At 47.1% G+C, this 23,247-nt stretch carries 22 protein-coding genes; 9 read left to right on the forward strand and 13 right to left on the reverse strand.

The features are described 5' to 3' along the window. The first annotated feature begins 109 nt into the window (after positions 1 to 109). Genes AB4Z08_RS27995 through AB4Z08_RS28005 form a run of 3 tightly spaced genes read left to right on the forward strand, consistent with a single transcriptional unit; the run spans position 110 to position 4,455 of the window. Positions 110 to 1,075, forward strand: coding sequence for a cytochrome-c peroxidase (locus AB4Z08_RS27995; RefSeq protein ID WP_441577093.1), 966 nt, complete (start codon positions 110 to 112; stop codon positions 1,073 to 1,075). 20 nt (positions 1,076 to 1,095) lie between these two features. Next, on the forward strand, positions 1,096 to 3,651 hold the full coding sequence (locus AB4Z08_RS28000) for a TonB-dependent receptor plug domain-containing protein (protein WP_441577094.1): 2,556 nt from the start codon (positions 1,096 to 1,098) through the stop codon (positions 3,649 to 3,651). An 18-nt stretch (positions 3,652 to 3,669) separates the two neighbouring features. Continuing rightward, complete coding sequence (locus AB4Z08_RS28005) at positions 3,670 to 4,455, forward strand: DUF4397 domain-containing protein (RefSeq protein ID WP_441577095.1); 786 nt, start codon at positions 3,670 to 3,672, stop codon at positions 4,453 to 4,455. Between the two features lie 113 nt (positions 4,456 to 4,568). On the opposite strand, the gene AB4Z08_RS28010 is transcribed toward AB4Z08_RS28005, so the two are convergent. The 9 genes from AB4Z08_RS28010 to AB4Z08_RS28050 form a co-directional block, all read right to left on the reverse strand. Then, positions 4,569 to 6,473 (reverse strand): TonB-dependent receptor plug domain-containing protein, encoded by a 1,905-nt coding sequence (locus tag AB4Z08_RS28010; protein ID WP_441577096.1) that lies wholly within the window; start codon positions 6,471 to 6,473, stop codon positions 4,569 to 4,571. 165 nt (positions 6,474 to 6,638) lie between these two features. Beyond that, positions 6,639 to 7,877 carry an outer membrane protein assembly factor BamB family protein gene (locus AB4Z08_RS28015; protein ID WP_441577097.1) on the reverse strand — a complete coding sequence of 413 codons (1,239 nt, stop codon included), beginning with the start codon at positions 7,875 to 7,877 and terminating at the stop codon, positions 6,639 to 6,641. A gap of 293 nt (positions 7,878 to 8,170) precedes the next feature. Then, positions 8,171 to 8,941 (reverse strand): isocitrate lyase/PEP mutase family protein, encoded by a 771-nt coding sequence (locus tag AB4Z08_RS28020; protein WP_441577098.1) that lies wholly within the window; start codon positions 8,939 to 8,941, stop codon positions 8,171 to 8,173. 26 nt (positions 8,942 to 8,967) lie between these two features. Next, positions 8,968 to 9,753, reverse strand: a complete 786-nt coding sequence (locus AB4Z08_RS28025) for a PhzF family phenazine biosynthesis protein (protein ID WP_441577099.1) — start codon at positions 9,751 to 9,753, stop codon at positions 8,968 to 8,970. A 168-nt stretch (positions 9,754 to 9,921) separates the two neighbouring features. After that, complete coding sequence (locus AB4Z08_RS28030) at positions 9,922 to 10,140, reverse strand: CDGSH iron-sulfur domain-containing protein (protein WP_331967438.1); 219 nt, start codon at positions 10,138 to 10,140, stop codon at positions 9,922 to 9,924. Positions 10,141 to 10,192: 52 nt separating this feature from the next. Then, positions 10,193 to 10,969 (reverse strand): hypothetical protein, encoded by a 777-nt coding sequence (locus AB4Z08_RS28035; protein WP_441577100.1) that lies wholly within the window; start codon positions 10,967 to 10,969, stop codon positions 10,193 to 10,195. A gap of 89 nt (positions 10,970 to 11,058) precedes the next feature. Then, positions 11,059 to 11,715, reverse strand: coding sequence for a DUF1266 domain-containing protein (locus tag AB4Z08_RS28040; RefSeq protein WP_441577101.1), 657 nt, complete (start codon positions 11,713 to 11,715; stop codon positions 11,059 to 11,061). Positions 11,716 to 11,895: 180 nt separating this feature from the next. Then, complete coding sequence (locus AB4Z08_RS28045) at positions 11,896 to 12,273, reverse strand: VOC family protein (protein ID WP_441577102.1); 378 nt, start codon at positions 12,271 to 12,273, stop codon at positions 11,896 to 11,898. A 137-nt stretch (positions 12,274 to 12,410) separates the two neighbouring features. Further along, a complete protein-coding gene (locus tag AB4Z08_RS28050; RefSeq protein ID WP_441577103.1) occupies positions 12,411 to 12,878 on the reverse strand; it encodes a hypothetical protein in 468 nt (155 codons plus the stop codon). A 105-nt stretch (positions 12,879 to 12,983) separates the two neighbouring features. On the opposite strand from AB4Z08_RS28050, the gene AB4Z08_RS28055 reads away from it, so the two are divergent. Then, positions 12,984 to 13,349: a winged helix-turn-helix transcriptional regulator gene (locus AB4Z08_RS28055; RefSeq protein ID WP_441577104.1), complete on the forward strand. Its 366-nt coding sequence runs from the start codon at positions 12,984 to 12,986 to the stop codon at positions 13,347 to 13,349. Here AB4Z08_RS28055 and AB4Z08_RS28060 read toward each other — a convergent pair. Both AB4Z08_RS28060 and AB4Z08_RS28065 read right to left on the reverse strand, forming a co-directional pair. Then, positions 13,346 to 14,686 carry an MBL fold metallo-hydrolase gene (locus AB4Z08_RS28060; protein WP_441577105.1) on the reverse strand — a complete coding sequence of 447 codons (1,341 nt, stop codon included), beginning with the start codon at positions 14,684 to 14,686 and terminating at the stop codon, positions 13,346 to 13,348. The two genes, AB4Z08_RS28055 and AB4Z08_RS28060, sit on opposite strands and share 4 nt — an antisense overlap. Positions 14,687 to 14,976: 290 nt before the next feature. Further along, complete coding sequence (locus AB4Z08_RS28065; protein ID WP_441577106.1) at positions 14,977 to 15,786, reverse strand: DUF3108 domain-containing protein; 810 nt, start codon at positions 15,784 to 15,786, stop codon at positions 14,977 to 14,979. A 304-nt stretch (positions 15,787 to 16,090) separates the two neighbouring features. Here AB4Z08_RS28065 and AB4Z08_RS28070 point away from each other — a divergent pair, with 304 nt between their 5' ends. From AB4Z08_RS28070 to AB4Z08_RS28090, 5 genes are all read left to right on the forward strand, one after another. Beyond that, positions 16,091 to 17,086 (forward strand): sensor histidine kinase, encoded by a 996-nt coding sequence (locus AB4Z08_RS28070; RefSeq protein ID WP_441577107.1) that lies wholly within the window; start codon positions 16,091 to 16,093, stop codon positions 17,084 to 17,086. Beyond that, the gene (locus tag AB4Z08_RS28075; RefSeq protein ID WP_441577108.1) at positions 17,083 to 17,793 is read left to right on the forward strand and encodes a LytR/AlgR family response regulator transcription factor; all 711 of its coding nucleotides are present in this window, start codon (positions 17,083 to 17,085) and stop codon (positions 17,791 to 17,793) included. Before AB4Z08_RS28070 ends, AB4Z08_RS28075 begins: the two co-directional genes overlap by 4 nt. A gap of 143 nt (positions 17,794 to 17,936) precedes the next feature. Further along, positions 17,937 to 18,422 carry a hypothetical protein gene (locus AB4Z08_RS28080; RefSeq protein WP_441577109.1) on the forward strand — a complete coding sequence of 162 codons (486 nt, stop codon included), beginning with the start codon at positions 17,937 to 17,939 and terminating at the stop codon, positions 18,420 to 18,422. Positions 18,423 to 18,507: 85 nt separating this feature from the next. After that, positions 18,508 to 19,539, forward strand: a complete 1,032-nt coding sequence (locus AB4Z08_RS28085) for a GlxA family transcriptional regulator (RefSeq protein ID WP_441577110.1) — start codon at positions 18,508 to 18,510, stop codon at positions 19,537 to 19,539. Between the two features lie 104 nt (positions 19,540 to 19,643). Beyond that, positions 19,644 to 20,300, forward strand: coding sequence for an HD domain-containing protein (locus tag AB4Z08_RS28090; protein WP_441577111.1), 657 nt, complete (start codon positions 19,644 to 19,646; stop codon positions 20,298 to 20,300). A gap of 7 nt (positions 20,301 to 20,307) precedes the next feature. On the opposite strand, the gene AB4Z08_RS28095 is transcribed toward AB4Z08_RS28090, so the two are convergent. Together AB4Z08_RS28095 and AB4Z08_RS28100 are read right to left on the reverse strand one after the other, a co-directional pair. Then, positions 20,308 to 22,296 carry a M1 family aminopeptidase gene (locus AB4Z08_RS28095; RefSeq protein ID WP_441577112.1) on the reverse strand — a complete coding sequence of 663 codons (1,989 nt, stop codon included), beginning with the start codon at positions 22,294 to 22,296 and terminating at the stop codon, positions 20,308 to 20,310. Positions 22,297 to 22,346: 50 nt separating this feature from the next. Continuing rightward, the gene (locus tag AB4Z08_RS28100) at positions 22,347 to 23,165 is read right to left on the reverse strand and encodes a helix-turn-helix transcriptional regulator (protein WP_441577269.1); all 819 of its coding nucleotides are present in this window, start codon (positions 23,163 to 23,165) and stop codon (positions 22,347 to 22,349) included. Between the last annotated feature and the right edge of the window lie 82 nt (positions 23,166 to 23,247).

Genomic DNA, 23,247 nt, shown 5'->3' on the forward strand with positions numbered 1-23,247 from the left:
TCTTTTTTACAGCCTCCTTACAGCAACACAACACTTTAATCGACCAATATTTTTTCGCAACCCCCATGTTGCTACCGGGCATTTTATGCCCTCCATAACTTTTACCACCATGAAGCTGAGAAAAATGATATTCATTTTACCGGGCATGCTATGTGCAGGCGTTATCATCGCGGGATTCAATACCGGCCCACGGTCTGGCGATCCACCTGGCAAGGCCCAACTGGGAGAAAAGCTGTTCTTTGATCCCTTATTGTCAAAAGATCGCAGTGTAAGCTGCGCTTCCTGTCACATTCCTCAATTTGGATTTGCAGACACTATTGCCTTCAGCAAAGGCATCCATCATACACCTACCAAAAGAAACACACCTGGCATTACCAACCTTTCCGGTCGCCCTAACTTTTTCTGGGATGGCAGAGCAGCCACCCTGGAAGATCAGGCATTACAACCCATCATCAATCCCGATGAAATGGGCCTGCCTATTGAAGAAGCCGTACAGCGGCTGAATGACCAGGAAAGCTACCGGCTTTATTTCCAACAGGTATTCAACAGTCCGGCCACCACTAAAAATGTACTCCAGGCCATCGCTGCTTTTGAACGTACCCTGGAAACTGCCAACAGCCCCTATGACCGCTACATTGCCGGCAACGACAGCGCACTAACGCTATCGGCTATACGGGGCCGCCTTTTGTTTATTGGTAAAGCCAATTGCAATAATTGTCATTCGGGAGAAGATTTTACAGCGGATCGTTTCAAAAACATCGGTCTTTATAACGGTACCAGCCTAAAAGATGCAGGCCGGTATGAAGCCACGAAAGACAGCGCCCATATGGGTTTCTTTAAAGTCCCCAGCTTGCGGAATGTAGCCGTTACCGCTCCGTATATGCATAACGGTATGTTCAAAACACTAAAGGAAGTCATTGCCTATTACAATGAACCCAACAACATTGTACATGATGGCATCAACAGGGATCTGTCGCTCAACAAACCACTGAACCTGAGCCAGCAGGAAATGACAGACCTGGAAAACTTCCTGGTAGCGCTGACAGATGATCGTTTTAAAGTCACACATCATTAACCATAAAAATCAACCAGGGCATGAAAAAAATTATACTGCCGGTCATCTCCCCTCTGCTGCTGCTCTCAGCAACACTATCAGCACAGGACAAACACCTGACAGATACAACCAAACAACTGGGCGAAGTACAGATTGTAGGTTCCCGCAGTGCGAACCGTACCAAGCTGAACTCACCGGTACCCGTAGATGTCATCGATATTAAATCACTGCAGGAAGCAGCCCCGCAAACCAGCATCACACAGCTGTTGCAGTATGTATCCCCCTCCTTCCATTCCGTAAATGGCAGCAATGCAGGCGATGCAGGTTCTGCCCTCAGTCTGGCACAGCTTAAAGGATTGGGTGTAGACCAGTTGCTGGTACTGGTAAACGGCAAGCGCCGGCATAAAAGCTCCAATGTAAACTGGGGCGGCCTGGGCAACGGCGCCACCGGCTATGATCTTAACTCCATCCCCGCCGGCGCCATAGAGCGTATTGAAATACTGCGGGATGGCGCCGCCGCGCAATACGGCTCTGATGCCATTGCCGGTGTCATCAACATCGTATTGAAGAAGCAATCTTCCAATGTGATTGTCAGCACTACCGGCAGCATCCGCCGCAGAGGCGATGGCGCCAGCACCCGTTCCAATATAAACTATGGTGTAAAGATCGGCTCCCGCGGCGGCTACCTCAATGCCACCGCCGAATTTGCCACCCAGGGTGTATCCCTGCAGCCAGGCCGCGATGACGCCGGATTATACAATGGTCCTATTTATGGCGGCGGCGCCAACACCCGCGGCTATGATAATATCTATACCAAAGAAATTGATGACGCCATTCTGAAAAGCCGGGGCATAGACCGGCACTTCTTTGATCAACGTGGCGGAGGTTCCAACAAAGCTAAAGATGCACTGCTCTTTTTTAATACAGCCATTCCCGTTAGTGACCAGGCAGAAGTATATGCATTCGGAGGTATCAGTCACCGCAACTCCCAGTTTACCGCGGTATACCGCCTCCCTGGCTGGACAGAGCGCAACAACACCTCCCTGTACCCTGACGGCTTTTTACCCGCCATGGATAATGCCATCACCGATAAATCCATTGCTATTGGACTGAAAGCGCGGGCAGGAGAATGGAAATTAGACGTATCGAATGTCTACGGCAAAAATGATTTCGGCAACGTGATCAGCAATTCATTGAATGCGAGTCTGGGTGCAAAAAGCCCCACTACTTTTGATGCCGGCAAATACAATGCTTCTCAGAATACGGCGAGTCTGGATATCAGCCGTTACTTCCCCCAGGTGCTGCAGGGCCTTAACCTGGCCTTCGGCGCACAATACCGCACAGAAACCTATCAGATCATCGCAGGTGAAGAAGCCTCCTATAGTAAAGCAGACCTTCGTCCTGTTTATTCCGTAGATACCACCGTGGGTGGCGTCCCTTATCTGACCGACGGAGGACTCATTGCATTGAATGGCCTCTCGCCCGGATCACAGATCCATGCAGGGTTCCGGCCTTCCAATGAAGTGAATGTAAGCAGGGCCATTGTAGCGGGTTATGTAGACCTGGAACTCAATATCACAGAAAAGTGGTTGTTATCCGGCGCACTGCGTGCAGAAAACTTCTCAGACTTTGGCAATGTTACCACCGGCAAAATAGCTACCCGGTATAGCTTTGCGCCCTGGCTCAGCATTCGCGGATCCGCCAACAGTGGCTTCCGCGCACCCGATCTGGCCCAGTTCTATTATACAGAAACATCTACCAGTTTTCAGCAGGGTCGCGCTATTGACCAGGTAACCGCCTCCAACAAAAATGCCGCCACTAGAGCACTGGGGATACCTTCCCTTACCCCGGAAAAATCGAACGGATACACGGCCGGCATTACCTCTCAACCGGCAGGAAATGTAGAACTGAGTGTAGATGCCTATCTTATCGATATCAAAAACAGAGTGGGCAATACCGGCAACTTCTCCGCCACCGATGTTAATCTGCCGCCAGATGTTCGTGCGCTGTTACTTGCCACCGGTACCACGCAGGCGAAATTTTTCTACAATGCCTTCAGCACACGTACCAAAGGCATTGAATTTACCGGTAGTTATAAAATACCGCTGAACAAAAGCAGTCTCCAGTTGCTGGCAGGCGGCAACTTTGTGAAAAATGAAGTAACGGCTGTCAACACTCCAAAAGGATTGGAACAATACAGGAATGTTATTTTCAGTGAGTCGGAAAAAGCCAGGGTTACGACGAACATCCCTCAGCAAAAAATAACGCTGCAGGCTATCTTAAATACACGCCGGTTCAACTTCCTGGCACGCACCATTTACTTTGGCTCTGTAACTACTGCGTCAGCACTCAACGCCAATTTTCCCAAACCTGATTATTATTTCCAGGAGCTGAAACCTGTCTGGGTGACTGACTTCTCCGTAGGATATCATATCAGCAAAGAAGTACAGGTAACAGTGGGCGTAAACAATGCATTTAATGTATTGGGTGATTATTCAGATGCAGCCATTTCCGGTCTGCGTAATCCTTCTATTGTAGGCATACAGAATGGCAGTGCAGGTATACAGCCATTTGCCAGGTTATATGCACGCTTTTAATCTTTAAAACATTCTCTCATGAAAAACAATCTTTCTTTCTTCCTGAGCAGCTTTACCATACTGGCTTTCAGCGCCTGCAGCAAAACGGACTACCTGGATGTGAATGCAGGAGACCGGCCGCCACTGTCTGCCAATATACGTTTCGTTAATGCACGCACCCAAAACACCGGCATACAATTCTGGACATTTACACAAAAGGTGACTGCCACCGCAGTGCTGCCAGGCACGGCATCACCCTATGCAGCCACTACTTTTGGTAATGTACAGATCAACTTTACGGAAGGCAGCGGCACTGCCTATAAAGTATCGCGGCAGTTTGGCAACAGCGCCGCATACAGTGCTACAGGAGGTCCTAACGGTCCTATTGCCGGATACTACCATACTGTGTTTGCAGCACCTGCTAAAAATGATGTCACCAAAGATACGCTGCTGCTTTTTTATGATGATCTCTCCGCCCCTGCTGCCGGTAAAGCCAAATTACGCTTTGTGCATCTGGCTCCCGGCATCGCTGGCGTGAGTGTAAAACTCCGGCAGAATGGAACGGAAACCACGCTTTACAGCAACATCCCATACGGCAGCGCCGGAGGCAGCAACCTTAAGGGATCCGCATATGACAGTGCGCCGTTCACTAACGTAAACGCCGGTACGATTTCCCTGGTGGTGAGTGCAGCCGAAGGTGCTGAACCTTTGCCGGTGCAGGAATCAGGGCTAAGTAATATCACGCTCGAAACCGGGAAAATTTATACGGTGTTTATACGGGGAGACAGCAAGGGGTTGATCAATGCAGGGATTATAACGAATTGAGAATTACGAATTAGGAATTACGAATTACGGATTTGTGGGTAGATAGCCAAATGTTGATCATCTGCTGTTGTCTACCCACAAATCCGTAATTCGTAATTCCTAATTCGTAATTCTTACAACTTAAAGCTCGCTCCTACTGTCACCCATCTGCCGGGCATCATCACGGCTCCTGCTTCCACATAAGTCACGTCCAGCAGGTTGCTGGCATCTGCGTATACCTGGTAACGTGATTGCTTATACGCAATACGCGCATCTATCAGCGTATAGTCTTTATAGTTAATACGCATGCAATAACGTGCCGCAGCAGAAACGCTGAAATGCTGCAACAGCTCTGTGCGCACATTTGCGGTAAACTGATGCCTTAAACTTTCAATGACGTAACGCGAGATCCTGGTAGACAGGGCATCACCTTTGAAAGAAGGAGAAAGATAGTTATAGCCGGCATTTACACCGATACTATTAAACACATAATGCGGCTGCAGTGCGGTATTATATCCGGCATTGAGTCTGAATCCGGTCATATCTGCACGCTGAAAATTCTGTGGCTGCCAGTTGATGGTAGCCGGATTAGCCACACCTGCGGTATCTTTTACATAATCAATAAAGTTGCTGATCTGTCTGTAGAAAACGGAACCGCTGTAGGAGAATTTACCACTGAATTTACGGATACCCACTTCACCATAACTGGCCTTTTCAGGGCCCAGGTTTTCATTACCGATAATGCCCTGTCCTTTGTAATAAAGGTCTGTATAGGTAGGCAGTCGTTGTGCAGTACCGGCATTGGCATAAAGTTTCAGATCAGGGGTAATATTAAAGCCCACGTCTGCACCCGGGAAGAATTGCCAGCCATAGAAAGAATTGTAATTAAGATATCCGCCGAGGGAGAAAGTAAAACGGCGGTCTGCTATTGATTTGTATTCACCGGACAGGCCCAGGTTGGTTCTGTCGTGGTTACCCAGGCTGGTACTTTTAATATGCTCATACCGTCCTTCCACGCCGGCGCCAAAGGTACCGATGGCGGTGGTGAAGGTATTATTCAGTTCTGCACCCAGCACATTGGTGTTATGCAGATTGCGGTACTTATTGGGTTTTATGTAGATGTAATCATCTTTAGTATAGCGGTAGCTGATCCGGGGCGTCATCACCCAGTTGCGGGTAATACGGGAAGTATTGCTGACGGCTGCCAGGAAGGTTTTTACTGTCTCTTCCGAGTTCAGATCTCCCGGAGGAGCATAAAACCCGTTGGCGCCGTAGTTATTGTTAATGAACCCTGCCATTACATTGTACTGGTGCAGGGGATCATTATTAAAGCCCGCCTGGTAAAAAGCACGGTAGTTGTCGTATGCGGTGTTATAACGATATCCGTTTCCCTGGTTGCGGCTAATGGATAAAGATTGGCTGTTGCCGCCTTTTACCAGGGCGCCGCTGGCACCAAGACTGTAAGCGTCATACAGCTTATTGTTTTCATTCTTTTTAAAACTGCTACCACCGCTCCCGTTGATAATAAGGCCGCTTTCGGTGGCTTTACGGGTCACGATGTTGATGGCCCCATTAAGGGCGTTGATGCCGTAAATACGGGCCGCAGCGCCACGCAACACCTCAATATGATCAATATCTACCAGGGATACCGGCAAATTCATCATATTATGGCCTGTTTGCGGATCTGTGATCTTTATGCCGTTTAGCAGGATCAGGGTCTGGTCGAAGGTGCCGCCATCGATCCCTATATCCGCCTGGATGCCCTCCGGTCCACGCTGGCGTACATCCAGACCCGGTACATATGACAATACCTCTGTAATAGAAGATACCGGCAAAGCCTCTATCTCCTTACGGGTAATGATGGTAATATTGCGGTTGATGGCCTTCACAGGCGCTGCCAGCCTGTTTTCCTGTACAATTACCTCATCAAGATGACGGGTGATAAGGGTGCTATCTGTCCACTTTTGCGCGGAAGCGCTGCCACAAAGGCCCAGGAACAGGGAAAAAAGTAATTTATTGCTCGAAACTGCTACACGCATCTTTAAAAATAATTGCTAAAAGAGCGCAAAAGTACGGAATTACGGATTACGAATTACGAATTACGAATTACGAATTACGAATTTGTGGGGAGATCGTAAACGCGAAGATTATGCACGACCATCTCCCCACAAATCCGTAATTCGTAATTCCTAATTCGTAATTCTTTATTGCAACGCGTATACATTCCCGTCGGTACTCCCGAAGAAGAGCACGCCTTCTTCCAGCCAGGGAGTAGATAAGATGCTGCCCATGTCCAGGAAATCGGTGTACATCTTTATATAATCATCTTTATATCTGGCCATCAGGTCAGGAAATAATTCGCTGGTAGCCGGATTAAAGAAGCGGGCCTCCTGCTGTTTGCTGGCAGCGGTTTGGAAAATAGATACGCTTTCACCAGTGCGCAGACTCATCTTCTGAATTTTACCATCCAGACTTCCCATATAGCCGTAGTCGTTAGTCGATGTGATGCTGCTGAAAACATTCAAACGTACAGGCGCCTGCCATTGCAGTTTACCGTAGGCCGCACCAAAGGCAAGGGCGCGGTGAGTATCGGAGGTAGATACCAGCAGGCGCTTGCCGGCCAGACTGGGCACGCTGGTCCAGCTACCGGATTCATGATATACCCATAATCCTTTACCGGTACGAAGATGCAGCGCATATACGTTATAATCACGTGCACAGAAATAAACACAGCTGTCTGCTACTACCGCGTGAAACTGCACTTCTCCCACCGGAAAATATCTTTCTCCCATAGTATCAAATTTCCAGCGCAGCGAACCATCCGTATTGATTGCATAAAAGAAGCCATCAAAGCTGCCGGCCAGGATAATATTTTCTGCTATAGTAGGTGCCGCATGTACGGCGCCACCGGTGAGGTATTTCCATTGCAGTTTGCCGGTGCGGGCGTTTAATGCATAGATATGACCATCTGTACTGCCTACGTATACGATACCCTGATGTACCGTAGCGGAGGATAGAAAATAGTCCCAGGGATCGGTAGCATGCTCCCCTTTTGTTTTGAAGGTCCACTGGAGTTTACCGGTATGCATGTCGAGCGCATAAAAGTTGCCATCTTCACTCATAAAAAATACTGCAGTACTATCGCAGGCCACAGTAGCATTTACGGCACCGTTGGTTTTAAATTTCCAGTATTGTTTCCCGTTATCACGGTCGAGCGCATACATACAGGAATCTGCTGCGCCGATAAAAAGATAATGCCCGTTGATCACCGGGGAAGACACTACTTTTCCTCCTGTTTTAAACTGCCATTTGATAGCTGGTTTATCGCTGATATCTGTACTGTTGGTATTATTGGCTCTGCTGGGGGAACGGCCCAGCTGTTGTGCTGTCAGGGAGTGGCTCAGCGTAACCAGAATGGTCGCTGACCATAACAATAATTTCATAAGCAGGAATATATATTAGCCGGTTAAGATACATTTATCTAACCGAAAAATTTGTATTTTCGTTTTGTTATGACGGCAAATAATAACAGGAAAGAAAAAATTATTAAGTGGCTCAAAAGAATTGGCTTCTGGGGATTCCTTTTCTTCCTCATAAAAGGGCTCTTATGGCTGGTGCTGGGCTATTGGATATTTAAAAAGTAAAGCACGCCCCGGAGAGCGTGCCCAAAAACGTACGGGATGCGTTGACCATTGTTAAACTACTCCTGATGCTGATGAAAGCATACCTCCTGCCCTTATTGAAACACGCCTGCAAATGATCCTGCCACTGTAATATCATGTACTACCTTTTTAAGGTGATCATTCACGGACCGGTATACACTACCACCCATACTGATTCTTTTTACACCTGCTTCAGCCAATGCGGCAAACGAAGGTAGTTCCGGCATAGATAACACATTCACCGGTAAAGCAGTAGCAGCAGTTACCTCGCGGATATCAGATAATTCGCGGATGAAAGGCACAAAAATACTATCGGCGCCTGCTGCTTCAAATGCCTTGATGCGTGCGAAAGTTTCGTTGAGCCGGTCCGGTACATTCAGCAAAAAAGTATCTATCCTGGCATTGATAAACAGGGGAATATTTTTGCGGGAAAGTTCATTTCTGATGAAGCTGAGTTTGCGGCTGAAAGCATCTATCGGTGCTAAAACGAGGTTGTCTGCCATCACAGAATCTTCCAGGTTAATGCCTGCTACGCCGATATCATGTAACTGCTCAATATGTTGTACCACCACTGCCGGATCACTACTGTATCCTCTTTCTATATCTGCTGATAATGGCACCTTAATATGGCGGGCTATTTTTTCGATGATAAAAAGCAATTCAGCAAACGGAATCTGTTCTCCATCTTTATAACCCAGGGTATCGGCGATAGCTGAACTGGAAGTACCGATAGCAGTGATGCCGTTATCCTCCAGTATCCGGGCACTGGCTACATTCCAGGCATTGCCTAACAACAATGGCGTGGTTTGGTAATGCAGGTCTTTAAATAATTCGTACTGACTCATGTGTTGGGTTTTATGATGGTCAAAAACTATATACGGAAAATCCCTTCAATCACAGTGATTGCTTCTCCTTTCAACAATACTCTATCACCCTGTAGCAGCACTTTCAGCTCACCACCACGTGCAGATGCCTGGTAGGCGAAGAAATCATTTTTATGAAGGCGTTCGGCCCAGTAAGGAGCGAGACTGCAATGTGCAGAGCCGGTCACCGGATCTTCGTCGATGCCTATGGGACCTGCAAAAAAACGGGAAATAAAATCGTACCGGGAGTCTGCTGCGGCCCTGGCAGTAATAATACATTTATGAGCCAGCAATAATTGCCGGTCCGGTTTAAAATCAGCCACTGCTTTGTCGGATGCCAATTCCACAATATAACGGTCTACACTATACGCCACATGCACGATCGTTTGTGCAAACATGGGCTGCCAAAGCTCCGGTAAAACAGCCGGTTCACTGTCCCTGGCAGGAAAATCCAGTTCTATCCAGTCGCCACTACGACTGGCTGTCAGCACACCACTCAGCGTATAAAATTGAATGGTTGTCTCCGGGGGTACCAGCCCGGCTTCCCATAATACATGCGCGCTGGCAAGGGTAGCGTGTCCGCAGAGCGGAATTTCCACCAATGGAGAAAACCAGCGCAAACGATATCCGTCCTGCTCCGGTAGCAGGAATGCGGTTTCGGCGAGGTTATTTTCTGCGGCGATGGCGGCGAGCGTAGCATCGTCCGGCATGCTTTCCAGCAGGCATACGCCCGCCTGGTTGCCTTTGAAAGGCTGATTCGTAAATGCGTCTACCTGGAAAAAACGGATATCCATATGTCTCTGGCTATAAATATCTCACAAAAGTGCAATTATTTACCTTGCAAAAACAGGTGCAAAAGTGTTTATTTCGACCATATCAGATGGAGTGCATTAAAATGAGAACAGGCTCAGAGCAGCCGGTTGTAACCGCTTCCCTGAGCCTGTAAGTATCGTTGCTATTCACTATTTTTTAGGAGGCAGTGCAAATGCTACCGCATCATGCTCGAAATGACCTTTGTGAGAACCATCGCAAAAAGGTTTATTGGCAGACAAACCGCAACGGCAGATACCTACTGCTTCCCGACCACCCAGGTCGTAGTTGTTGCCGTTTTTGTCCACGATTTCAAACTCACCTTCTATTTTAAGTGAACCATTGTTGTTAACTGTAATCTTAGTAGCCATAAATTTTCCTTATTTAGCGGACAAAAGTAGGAAAAACTAAGCGAACCCGCTTTTATTTCCTTATCAACTGTCGCCGGCCATCTTCACAGACCATCACCCGTGCGTCCGATGCAGGCCCCCAGCCCGCCCACACATAATGTGTACGGTTGTATTGTTCCATAGCTATGCTATCAATCTTTCCATCCTCTTCCAGGTTATATACATAGTAAGGATCATAGCTAAATATAGTCGTATGCAGACTGTCGTCACCACCCTCTCTCTCCGACACTCCTTTACCTATCAAAAGTACCTGGTGCCGCGCATTGTCGTCTCCTACGGCTACGGGGAAATCTATTTCTGTATGCAGGATCATTTCAGGTTGACTATCCTCAATGCGTATAACTGCCATTGGTTCAGTAGAGGAAACATCCCTTTCTCCAAAAATCAGCACCCAGGTTTGCTTCTGTTTTTTGTAGATAAAAACCTCGGCAGATGCAACAGCATTATGGTTCATCTTCTGAAAACTACTATCTACCTGGCCCCAGCAGCCATCCGAAAAAGTCTTTTTTCCTCCCCGTGTCAGGGAAAAAGTAACTTCATCTGCACAGTAAAAGTTTCCATTCTTTCCGGTGGTGGCCAGACGGATAGTGTCCGGCTTATGATCCTGATCCAGGTCGTATATAATTATTTTCGGTGAAGGTGGAGGAGCACTCATGATTTCCGCTGAGATAGCACTGTCCTTATTCCGGATTGCTTGCTCCGTTGTAACGGCGGACATGTTATTCACAGACGGATGACAGGCCATACAGCCAGATAATAACAACAGACTGCCAGTGATATAAGTATGCATGATGCTTTAGGTAAGAGACGAGCCTTGAAATTACTAAAAAAGGTTGTACCACCAGACGCAGTACAACCTTCTTCATAAAAAAATAACGCTTAGTTCAGCGGTAATATCTGGTAAATATTATTATCTCCTTTGGTGATGGTTTTAGTCAGGTCTTCAAACTCCTTGGTATGGCTTTCATCGCCGCCCCATACTTTACGACCTGCCAGCCAGTCTGCAAAGTAATTATCCCATGTTTTAAAATCTTTGCGGGCCAGCGGCAAAGTAGCGCTGATATATTTTTCCGCCTCTTCCTTTCCTATATAACCTGCAGCATATCCCATGCAGGCATTGTTTACGATACGTGCATAGTCCCAGGCGCGATGCGGATTTTTAGCATCTCCTGCTGTCAATTCATCCAGGCTTTTCAACAGTGTAGTTTTATCTGTGACACCCCAGGCATCTTTGAGCATGCCTTGCGCACCGGCTGCATCATCCGGTTTAAAAGGAAATTCGAGTATTTCCTTGTAGCCATCAATGATAGCTTGTTTATCAGCACCAGTGATCCTTTTGCTTACTTCTTCCTGACCACCGTAGCCGTTTATAAAATAAATACCACCCAGCATAAAACCACTGAGCTTATCATCTTTCAATGCTACTTTGGAAGTTGATGTCGCAGTGCTGTCATTAGCCGGCTTACTGCCACCACCACAGGCTGCAAATCCAATTGTCACTGCCATGGCAGCAGAAAATAAAATTGTCTTGTTCATTGTTTTTTGATGTTTAAAGTATGAGGTTGTAAAGAATACAGGTTATGGGCATGTCACAAACATGATACATTCACATGATAACGGCCTAATGTAAAAATTATATTTGAAAAATAATAAAATAATAATGCCGGTGTGTCTGATACACACCGGCATTATAACGCGTACTACCTTTTCTCCTGCTTACTGGCTAACAACGGAAAGTATGTTACCAGCGGGGTCTGCAAACCAGGCGACAGTAGGATCACTATCCCCGCGGTGAATGCCTTTTGCATCTGTTTTGATGGCTCCCTCATACTGTAAAAATTTAACACCTGCCGCCGTCAGCTTATCTACTGTCTCTTCCACGTTACTCACAGGAAAATTAAGAATGGTAAATGTAGCAGGGGTATGATCCGGTTTCAGATAGATCAGTATATTGTTACCACCGGCAATTTTTAAGGTCAGCATATACTCCCCGTTTCCTTCCACTTCCAATCCTAATTTTTGCTGATAAAAATCTTTTGCCTGTTGCAGATTATTCACAGAAAATCCACTGAATGCTTTTGTGTTCCTGAACATAAAAAATATTTTTCTGATGAAGAATACAAGCCACAGCGGCCTGCTCAATAAAGACACTCCTGTAAATCTACCATCATTTTATCAATAGTAAGGGGTGCAAACAAGGCAAAGTATGGGGTATTATGCGACAACAATTGTTATATGATTTGTTTCCGGTAATGGATCGCTGATTTTATCATCTTACTAAAACTCATTAACAGCGGATAAAAAAGAAATGCCTGTAATATACCCGTGGCCTCAAACCAGAAATCACCTGGTAATTCATAAACCGGTGGCGGAAACAGCAGCAGGAAAAAAGAATTGTTACCGGTTACTAAAAAAACAATATTTTTAACCAGGTGATTATATACGCCCTCGTATAAACCAATGATCAGCAAAGGAAACAAGAGTACCGAAAGCAGATAGCATACCAAAAGCGGATAACTATCCGGATACTTCCGTAACAGCCGGTCCAGCAGGTATACCAGTAACATGACCGGTATGGCTACAAACAGGACATGCAACCGCCAGTGGGTATGATAGATAATCGCGCCGTAAACGTGATGAACAGCGGTTAATAATAACAGCAGGGCCGTAAAAAAAGTGGTTCTTTGTAGTGGTTTCATCGTATAAGTTTCTACAAAGTTGTGGCTAATCGACGGAAGTCCCCATAGGTAACCAAAAACTCACTTAGCCACTTTTATAGTTACCTGCACTAAAATGAAAGGAATATGAAAAAAGAGATGTCCCCGGTTTTAATATATCCGCCGGCGTTATGCCCGATGGCACTTACACTGAACATTATAGGTGGTAAATGGAAGCCTATGATCCTGCATCTGATTACACAGGGTGTTAACCGGTTTAGCCTGCTGGAAAAACAACTACCGGGTATCAGCCGCAAGATGCTGGCCAATCAGCTGCGTGAGCTGGAGCAGGATGAACTACTCACCCGTGAAATATTTGCGGAGATTCCGCCCAGAGTGGAATATACGCTTACAGCTCAGGGCCATTCCCTGATAGCCGTGGTGATGCCCCTGTATGACTGGGGCGTGCAGCACCTGGCCCATAAGCAACCGCGGCACAGCGCAGTTATCTAAGGCTCAAATTGTTTAACCGCATTGCCGAGGTCATATGTTTTCACCTGGTCTCCCAGCGCAGCTGCAATGATACTACTGCCCGCTGCACTACGGTAGCCACCGGCACAATGTACTACTACAGGCCGGTTTACAGGAATTTCGTTGGTACGTTCCCGTAATTCATCCAGTGGAATCGATATAGCGGAATCGAAAATTTTGTATTCCGCCGCTTCTGTGGCCATGCGTACGTCTACAATAGTATAATTTTCCGGATGAGCCCTGAAATCGGCCAGTGGTATAGCATCTATTTGTTCCGATCCCCCCGCATACACCGCAGCCCCTTTTATAAATGATTCATAGCCAATTTTGGCGGTCTTCCTGATCACGCTTTGCAAAACAACCTCCTCGCCTGCCAGCAGGTAAAAAGGTTCCCCGGGAGCCACTATACTCCCCAGCCACGTTTCGAACTTACCCCCCTCCTGCAGATTCACCGCACCGGGCAAATGCCCCTGTTTAAAAATGGCTTCCGGCCGGGTATCAATGATCATCGTTCCTGCATCAAACACAGGCGCTCCGGAAATAACCGGCACCTTTGACAGAGAGGCTGCCAGCACCGCCGCCCCCGTTCTGTTGATGTCTACATCATAGGGGAAATATTTTGGAATAAATGGCTGCATGGATAATAGTTCCTTTACAAATTCCGCTTCTGTCAACTCATCCAGACTCCAGTTGCTTACTTTCTCTGCTGCAATGGTGCTACTGTCTTCTTCACTGAGCGACTTGCCACAAAGTGTACCGGCGCCATGTGCAGGGTATACCAGCACATCATCGTCCAGCACCATTAATTTTTCCCGGAGAGAATGATACATCATACGCGCCAATGCTTCTCTCCCGACGGTGACATTACCCGCACTCTCCCGCAGATCCGGCCGGCCGCAATCACCAATAAACAAAGTATCTCCCGTGAATACCACCCTGTCTTCTCCGGCATAGGCCAGCACAATACTGATACTATCCGGCGAATGGCCGGGTGTATTCAATGCTTTGAGCGTGATATCTCCCAATATAATTTTATCTCCTTCATCAAAGCTGGTATGCGGATAGGCAGCACCCACCAGCTGAGAGCAATAGATCTTCGCACCGGTAGTTTGGTGCAATTCCAGGTGGCTGCTGACAAAATCGGCATGCGGGTGTGTTTCAATCACCCCGCTGATTTTTGCATTCAGGGAGATTGCATAATCCAGGTAAGGCGTTACATCCCGGGAGGGGTCTATCAAAATGATTTCATTGACTTTTTCGCTGTAAATAGCATAAGAGTAATGCGCCAGTCCTTTATCTTCAAACTGTTGGATGTCCATTTTTTCTGCCTTTTAATGATGCTGAAATGTGTGATGCCTGTGTGCCGGAGTATGCTTTTCTCCGGGGTACTGCCTTATAACGATTTCAGAGAGGAAAAGTTTGATGACAGCACAGGATATTTATAAAACAGTATCCTATATGCTATTGGCAGAAGAAGCGGGCGCGCCTGTGGGGAGCAGGTTTGTAAGAGTTGTGGAATACCGGGAACGGTTGAAATGGTTAGCCGGCATTATCGGGATGAACCGTACAAACAGGCATAAAACTGTTTGTACGGCTTATCATCCTTGTTTTATTTCGCTTGCACAAATCGTTCTTCCAGGTAGGGTGCTAATCCGGGGAGCTTCACTTTGTACCGGTACATGCCACCAAAACTATCTTCTTCCTTCAGTAACTCATGACCGGACTTACTGATCCAGAAAGTCTGGGTATAATGCCCCCCCATCGGAGCATCTCCTTCCGTAAATAATTTCCAACAGTCTGTTTGCTGACCATTCAGTGTCTGCAATACCTCACTGCCTGTTACCTTGTACGTCACGTATTTTGGCGGCTCCAGGCCTGCATCGTAAAAGTTGATCAGGAAAGTTTTGCCGGCAGCCAGGGGCAACATTTCAAATGTTTCTATGTCCAGGTGCCAGTTATAATTAGGGCGTTCAAAACCGAGTTTAAAATCTGCCGCCTTATTATCGGGGGTATTATCGCCTGTAATACCGGTTTTGGACCAGTTATAGGCCTTCTGCGCCGTCCCCCTGGTTTCTGCATGGTATAAGGGGGAAAAGTCCGCTACGGTGTTAACGGAGCTGAATACCGCATACCGGGCGGTATCTTCACCGTACCAGTGCTGCGTAATCCGGAATACTGGTTCATTGTTTCTGCTGGTCTTTTCAATTTCACGCACCCACAAACTCAGGTTCAGCTTATTGGCATGTGCAGGGCTTTGGAAATACACCAGGTACTGTTTTACGCCTGGCTTCAGGAAGCTGGTGTTCAGCCGGTGATGTTGCTGATCGATCGTATCCGTTTGGGCTGTAACGGACGAGGTAATCAGCAAACACGCAATAACTGCCGGTAAAAATATTCGTTTACAGGACTTCAGATACATACTTGTTGGGATTTTAAGTTGAATAATGAAGAAGAATGATCCCTAAATGGAAACATAGGTGATCAACTGGTATCAAAGTTTTCCTGTTTTCGGGAGATTTGAAAATACATTCAATGCTCCCCGCTATATTTTAAATGGTTGCATTTTCCGGGCGTCACCCGGTGATGGTTGAAAATATCCCGAAGACGGTTGAACCTCCATCGTTGTTCGTTGAATAATAGGGACCAGGCGATTATTTAAAAGAGCTACCCTGCGGGATAAGTTCAAAACCTTCGTAAATTGAGGCATGCAATTTTTCAGGGAGATGACAACGAGCACCCGTCTGCAATGGCTACTATGGCTGATTGTACTTTTAATGATGTTCTTTTCGATGTTACCGGAAGACGGCTTTAAACAAGCCGCCGTTTTCTCCTCCATGAATGGGCTCTTTTATGTAGTCATCATCTACGGCAACATTAGCTGGCTGTATCCGAAGTTATATTTGAAGGGTCGCATAGTGGGGTATATTTTTGCGGTATTGTTATTTCTACTGGTAACAGGATTAATTCGCGCTTACCTGTCGGGCTGGATCTATAACACCTGGTTTACCACTACGCCCCAGCCGATAACATTCCCCATCCTGCTGCGGTACCTGGCAGGAATACCATTGTTGTTTTTGCTCAGCTTTATTTTCAGGATGGCCATCGTATATTTTTCGCTGAAGCAACAGGCAGCTGCGCTGGTACTGCAAAATGCAAAAACGGAACTAAACCTCCTGAAATCACAGGTGCAGCCGCATTTCCTGTTTAATACGTTAAACAACATCTATTACGAAGCGTACCGGGAAGCCCCACGTACGGCGGTGTTGATAGAACGTTTGTCTGAAATCATGCGATATTTTGTAGACGAAAGTCCGAAAGACCTGGTATTTTTATCTGCCGAAATAAATTTCCTGGAGAACTATATTGCCTTAGAGAAGATCCGCATCCGGCATGAAATAACGCTTAACTTCACCCGTGAAGTATCAGAAGGCTGCAGTATTCCTCCTATGTTGCTGATGACCTTTGTAGAAAATATTTTCAAGCACGGCATTGATAAAACCAGTATGCATAATGTCATCCATATTTCGCTGACACAACAGGATGACCGGTTGCTTTTCTCTACGCAGAACAGTCTGCCGGAAGATACGGCAGCCTATAGTCATGGTTCCGGGATTGATAATCTGCGGAAGCGGTTAACACTGTTATACGGTAACAACTATACGTTGCAGACGGATAAGTCAGCGACTCATTTCACCGCCTTTTTATCTGTTCCCATATGAGTTTGAAATGTATCATAGTAGATGATGAACCCAACGCAGTCAACCTGCTGGAGCTGCATATACAGCAAACGACCGACTGGCAGCTGCTGGCAAAATGCTATAACGCATTGGAGGCCCTGGCTTTTCTGAAAACCAATAAAGCAGACCTGATCTTCCTGGATATCAACATGCCCAAACTGGATGGCATGGAACTCGCGGGCTTATTACCACCGGATTTAAAAATTGTATTTACTACTGCATATACCGCGTATGCCGCTGCCAGTTATAATTTCCAGACCATCGACTACCTGCTGAAACCCATTACATTGAAGCGTTTCCTGGCAGCCAGGCAAAAAGTAGAAACAGCGTTGAGCCATCCCCGTTTGCCGGATATTCCCACGCAACAAACAGATGCCGATTACTTCTTTGTAAAATCCGGTAAAACATTGCAGCAGATCCGATTACCGGAGTTATTATACTTTGAAGGAGAAAAGGAATATGTACGGGTAGTGACTATTAAAGGAGAAACGCTGGTATATAAACGACTGAAAGATATTGCAGAACAGCTGGGTCCTCCTTTTATCAGGGTACATAATTCCTACATCGTGAACACTGGCCGGATTGATAAGATCCAGGACAATCACATTTTTATTGCAGGGAAAAGCATCCCACTGAGTGACAAGTTCAGGCCGGCTTTCATGGAGTTAATCCAACAACGTTTTCTGTGACCGCTGTTTAATTAAAGGGCTGCTGCGGTCTATCAGGCTTTCTCCCAGTATGTTTCACCGGCCAATAAAAGCGATATTGAATTTGTATTCCGTGATGAAAAATATCTTAATTTAAGGGGGAATACTCATCAATACCCAGTACTATGAAAACCATTCTTTTTACCTGCATGGTGGTGTTCTGCTTCGCCTGCAAACAGCCCGGGCATTCCAGTGAAACAGTTGTTTCGCTCACTTACCAGCAACCGGATATCCAGAAACAGTTTGACACCCTGTATAACCATCAGCAAACGACAGCCGGTGTATACAATGGATTTATTGAACAGGCGCTGGCCATCTGTCATGGGAGCGACAGCAGCCGCTCCATCACCCAGGATGTATTCTCCAGCATGTATCTAAACGGTCATAGCGGCCAATACGATTGTGTGACGACCACCGTCTTCCAGTTTCCTGACGGCAGCATTTCTGCTACCGGTGTATTTAATTTAACTCCCGGTGATACCATTGCCCCGGATCATGATTTCCCGATTACCGGTGGCTCAGCGGCCTACCGGCATATTACCGGCACCTACACCCGTAAATACCGGAATGGCGTGTATCATGTGCAGTTACGCTACCATGCTGCCCAATAGCGGGGAAAATATAAAAGGACGTTCTGGCCTAAATTGTATAATTTATGTCGTTTGAGACAAGCTGCCAGCTTCTTACTTTTACATTATGAAACGCGCAACACCACCTGCCCCCATCATCCGGGACCGAAAGCTCACCGTCATCGTTATTATGTCGGGTAATATTTTACTGGATATTGCGGGGCCGGTGGACGTATTTGTGACGGCCGGCAAAATGCTGGCCGCCAGAGCCGCCGGCGAAGATTATGACGTATTACTGGCCTCTCCGGGGCGTTCTACCCGAATCACCTGCAGCGCGGGGATACAGCTGAGTTGCACCACCTCTGTACTGGGCATTCAGCAGCCCATCGACACCCTCCTTGTGGCAGGCTACGACAATGAAGCAGAAAACAGTCAATACTATGATGAATTTTATGCCTGGCTGGCTACCACGGCAAAGCATATACGAAGAATAGGTTCTGTTTGCGTAGGCGCGTTTGCGTTAGCAAAAGCCGGGTTACTGAATGGCAGGCAGGTCACTACACACTGGGAGTACTGCGAACAACTGCAAAACAGCTACCCCAGGGTACAGGTAAATCCCAATCCATTTTTTATTAAGGACGATAACATCTATACTTCCGGTGGCGTATCCTCCGGCATGGACCTCGCATTGGCGCTCATAGAAGAAGACCATGGCAAAGACCTCGCCGCGCAGGTGGCACGCAAACTGGTCCTTTACTTAAAGAAACCCGGCTCACAGGCTTCCTTCGGTGCATTACTGCCAGGATATGCTATTCATAACACCCTATCGGGGCCTCTTCGGTCCTGGGTGGTAAAACATGCGCATACCAAAATTGGCGTAGTGGAGCTGGCGCAACAAATGAATATGAGCACCCGCAATTTCAGCCGGATGTTTACCCGTGAAACCGGACTATCGCCCGCAAAGTTCATAGAAAAAATCCGGGTGGAACTCGCCCGGAAATACCTCGAAGACAGCACCCTCAACATAGAAGTCATTGCAGAAAAATGCGGCTTTGGAGGCCTGGTGTCGATGCGGCGGATCTTTTTAAGACAACTCCTGCTTTCCCCCAGCGATTACAGAAAGAATTTCCGGACAGCGCTGGCCAAAGATCATCGCTGATAAACAGGGCGTAGGTATCCATCTCCCCTGACCAACCTATTGATATGAAAATAAGACCTTTTCATAATGGCATTGTTATGCCTATTCACTAAAAATAAAACATCATGCAACCACAAACCCTTACAGACCTCCTGCGCTTACCTGATGACCACATTTCCCGCCAGGCTTTGCAATTTGTACAGACACATGAAACCATGCCGGTTTATCATCATAGTATCCGCAGTTTCATTTTCGCGCGTTTGTATGCCGCTCATACCGGCCTGCTTACCGACCCTGACTACAATGAGCAGTTGCTATTTATCTCCTGCATATTTCATGACATGGGATTAACAGCACCCGGCAACGGACCACAACGGTTTGAAGTAGAGGGTGCAGACCAGGCATTGCTCTTTCTCTCCGGGAATTCTTTTAGTGAACAAGACGCAGACATCGTATGGCAGGCTATCGCGTTGCACACCTCTTCGGGCATTGCAGAAAGACGAGGCCCTGTTCCACGGTTAACCAGAGCCGGAATTGTAATGGACTTTGGCGGTCCTACGACCGCGTTTGTTACGGAAGAACAAGCCAGCGCCATTTTCACGGCCTATCCCCGCTTATCTTTAGCTACCGCAATTACCGATTGCATTGTGGGACAATGCAGGGCCAATCCGGCAAAGGGTCACCCGTATACCATTGCGGGTGAATTATTACGGGAGCGCTCTACCGGCAGCGGTATTACGAGGATGGAAGAAAATACCATCCATGGCAGATGGGGCAATTAAATGATCCTCACGGATGCCGGGGAGCAGTTGCCAATAACAGTGCAGCCCTGGCTTCCATACCATCGGCCCGGTGATTGAGTTTATCTGCTTTTACGGCGTTGGCGCAGGCCCATTGCAGTAATGTGGTATCTTTTTTCGCGGCTGCCAGTTGTGCTATCCGGTAATAGGTATAGGCCAATAGTTCCGGTGCGCGCGACACACATTGCAGGGAGCGCTGGTAATAAGCCAGGGCTTCTTCCGGCTTATTTTGCACTGCGGTCATACGTCCCAGCTGATATAACAGTGTGAACTCCACTCCGGCGCTATCATCCGGAATACCTTCCTTCAGGTAGGATTGCGCCAGGCTGATGGCTTCCGCACTTTTGTCCTGAAGGCGTAAATTCTGCACCTTTATCACTTTGGCCTGCGACATGGCGATCGGTACCAATGCTTCCTCCCAATGTAATACCTTAAAGTAAGGATCTAACTGAACAGCTGTCACGGAGCCATTTACAGGCAGTTGTAATGTTTGACTGCGATCACGGATCGTAATATGTTGCAAAGATGTAGTGCCATTGCTGTACCTGATCATTACCTCCAGCGGCAGCTGGTAAATGCTGTCTTTTTGTGTCACCGTCAGCCGCAATTTATTCTGCTGCTGCTGCCAGCTGCTTTGCCATTCAGGTACACCTGTTCTTTCGAACCATTGGTCAAAAAGCCACTGTAACCGATGCCCGTATGCCTTTTCTATCTCTCCTTGAAAATCCTCCCAGCTAACGCCCCTGCTGCTATACTTTTCACCAATCACCTGCATGGCCTTATTAAATACCGGTTTACCCACTGTGGCTGATAAAAATTCCAGCGCCAGGAAACCTTTACTGTCCGCAAGGATATGATCATTGGCGCCAGTCAATGCCACCAGCGGCTCGTCATTTCCGGCAGCCACATTCTTCAGATAGCCCAGTCCGCATTGATCTTTGATATAGCCAGGATAGCCCGTTCTGCGGTAATCTGCCGCGTGGGTGCTATCGAAATGATATACCACCTGCAACGAGCTGTATTGAGCCAGGGCTTCAGAAATGATAGACGCCCCCCGCTCACCTCTTGACCTCACTTTATTCCCCCACCACTGATGTCCTATTTCATGACCAAAGAGCGCATAATTGAATTGCCGGAGCGCGCCAGTGGGCATCACTACCCCACCCAGGATACTGGCCCCGCCAATGCCGGTCAGCTCCGACACATACTCCGGGAATTCAATAATGGAAAAGTTTGGAATAGTTAGCGGACCAAATTGAGCGGACAGGAAATCCAATACGGCAGCGGATTTGCGTGACAAATCGTTGCCATCAATGGCTGTACTTAAACTATAAGTATAAAAAGAACGATTGCCTTTATACTCCTGTCGGGAATAATTTCCGATATATAGGGAGAAGATATCCGGCTGGGTATAATGGAAAGTATATGTGCGCTTATCTGCCACTGCAGTCGTGTTCAGCGTACCAGCCGCCATCACAGCCATGATATTGGCCGGTGTGGTAACAGCAATGGTGCCGGTTCCCCGGGTATAACTACCAGTACTATCTTCCTCGCGGGAAATCACCTGTGGATACCATGCCGATCCATAACCACCGGCCATACAGAAGATACTATCCAGGTAGTATTGAAAAGTGGGTGCGCTGCCCCGTTCATAAGCGTAGGTAAATCGCAGGCCGGTACCTGCGGGCAACGCCTGACTAAAATACCAGCGATACACCTTATCGCCACTTGCATTAATGCTGGTATCCATGCGGCCCTTCGCTCCCTCCAATTGCAGCTTCACTTCTCCCACGCCTCTGCTGATGGTAATATCAACAGAGTCTGCACTGGTCTTCGTTGTTTCAAAAGAAAGACTTCCCTGCACCGCAAATGTTTTCTGCAACAGATCTACCTGTACCTGCAACTGGTAATCCAGCTTGCGCTGGGCAGATAAACACAACGGCAATAACAGACAAATAACGACAATAACGGGACGCATACTTTTTTTTACAAAGTAACAGCACCAGACACAATTAAAATGGTACCGGATTAACTTTTCAGGAGTGACCTGAACCGGCGGGGAGTAGCCAGGTAAAAGAAACGAAAAGATCTGACCAGGTGAGAGGCGTCAGAAAAACCGGCGGCGAAGGCAATATCTGTCACCGGCAGCGTGGTCGTAAAAATAAGCGCCATGGCCTTTCTTACCCGCATTTTGAGCTGGTATTCACCAATGGTGATGCCCTCTCTTTCTTTGAAGGCACGGGCCAGGTAAATGGGATGTACAAAAACCCTGGCAGCGATAGATTTAATCGTATGATGGGTATCGAATTCATTTTCCAGGATCGCTTTCACCCTGGGCAACCAGGGCAAACGAACAGGAATGTTATCGGTAGTATATTCTGATAGCCAGCTTAAAATGTATTCTTCCGACAGGGAGATACCGGGATCCTGGGAAAAGAAATACAAAAGCCGGTATAAATAATCAAATGTGCCGGCCTTATATACCGTCATTTTATCCGGCAAAGGACCTCTCCATTCGAGCTCCTGCAAACCGTTTTGTTTGAATTCAATATTCAGGCAGCGGCCACCTGTGTCGTGGAAATGATTGGCATGATTGTATCCGGCAGGTCTGAACAACACTTCACCGGGAGTAATCCCACTGCTGGTCTTTTTGTTTACTTCTTCATAACTGCCATTGATCAGTAAGCTCAGGTAAGCATTTTCATGATAATGTTCATGGATCTCCACTTGCGGCTGATAGGCCGTAATATTCAGTTTAAAGGAAGCATTCTCATTAAACTGCTGCTCTTTTCCAAAGTAATGACCCGGTGATAAAATAATGCCCATACAATAGCTAGCAATAGTCATCAAATATACTTTTTTAAAGAGATCTAACATAAAGCAAAATGCCGGCAGATCATTGCCGGCATCTTTGCTGTAGTCTTCGTAA

The organism is Chitinophaga sp. RAB17 (assembly GCF_052114225.1).
GTDB lineage: Bacteria > Bacteroidota > Bacteroidia > Chitinophagales > Chitinophagaceae > Chitinophaga.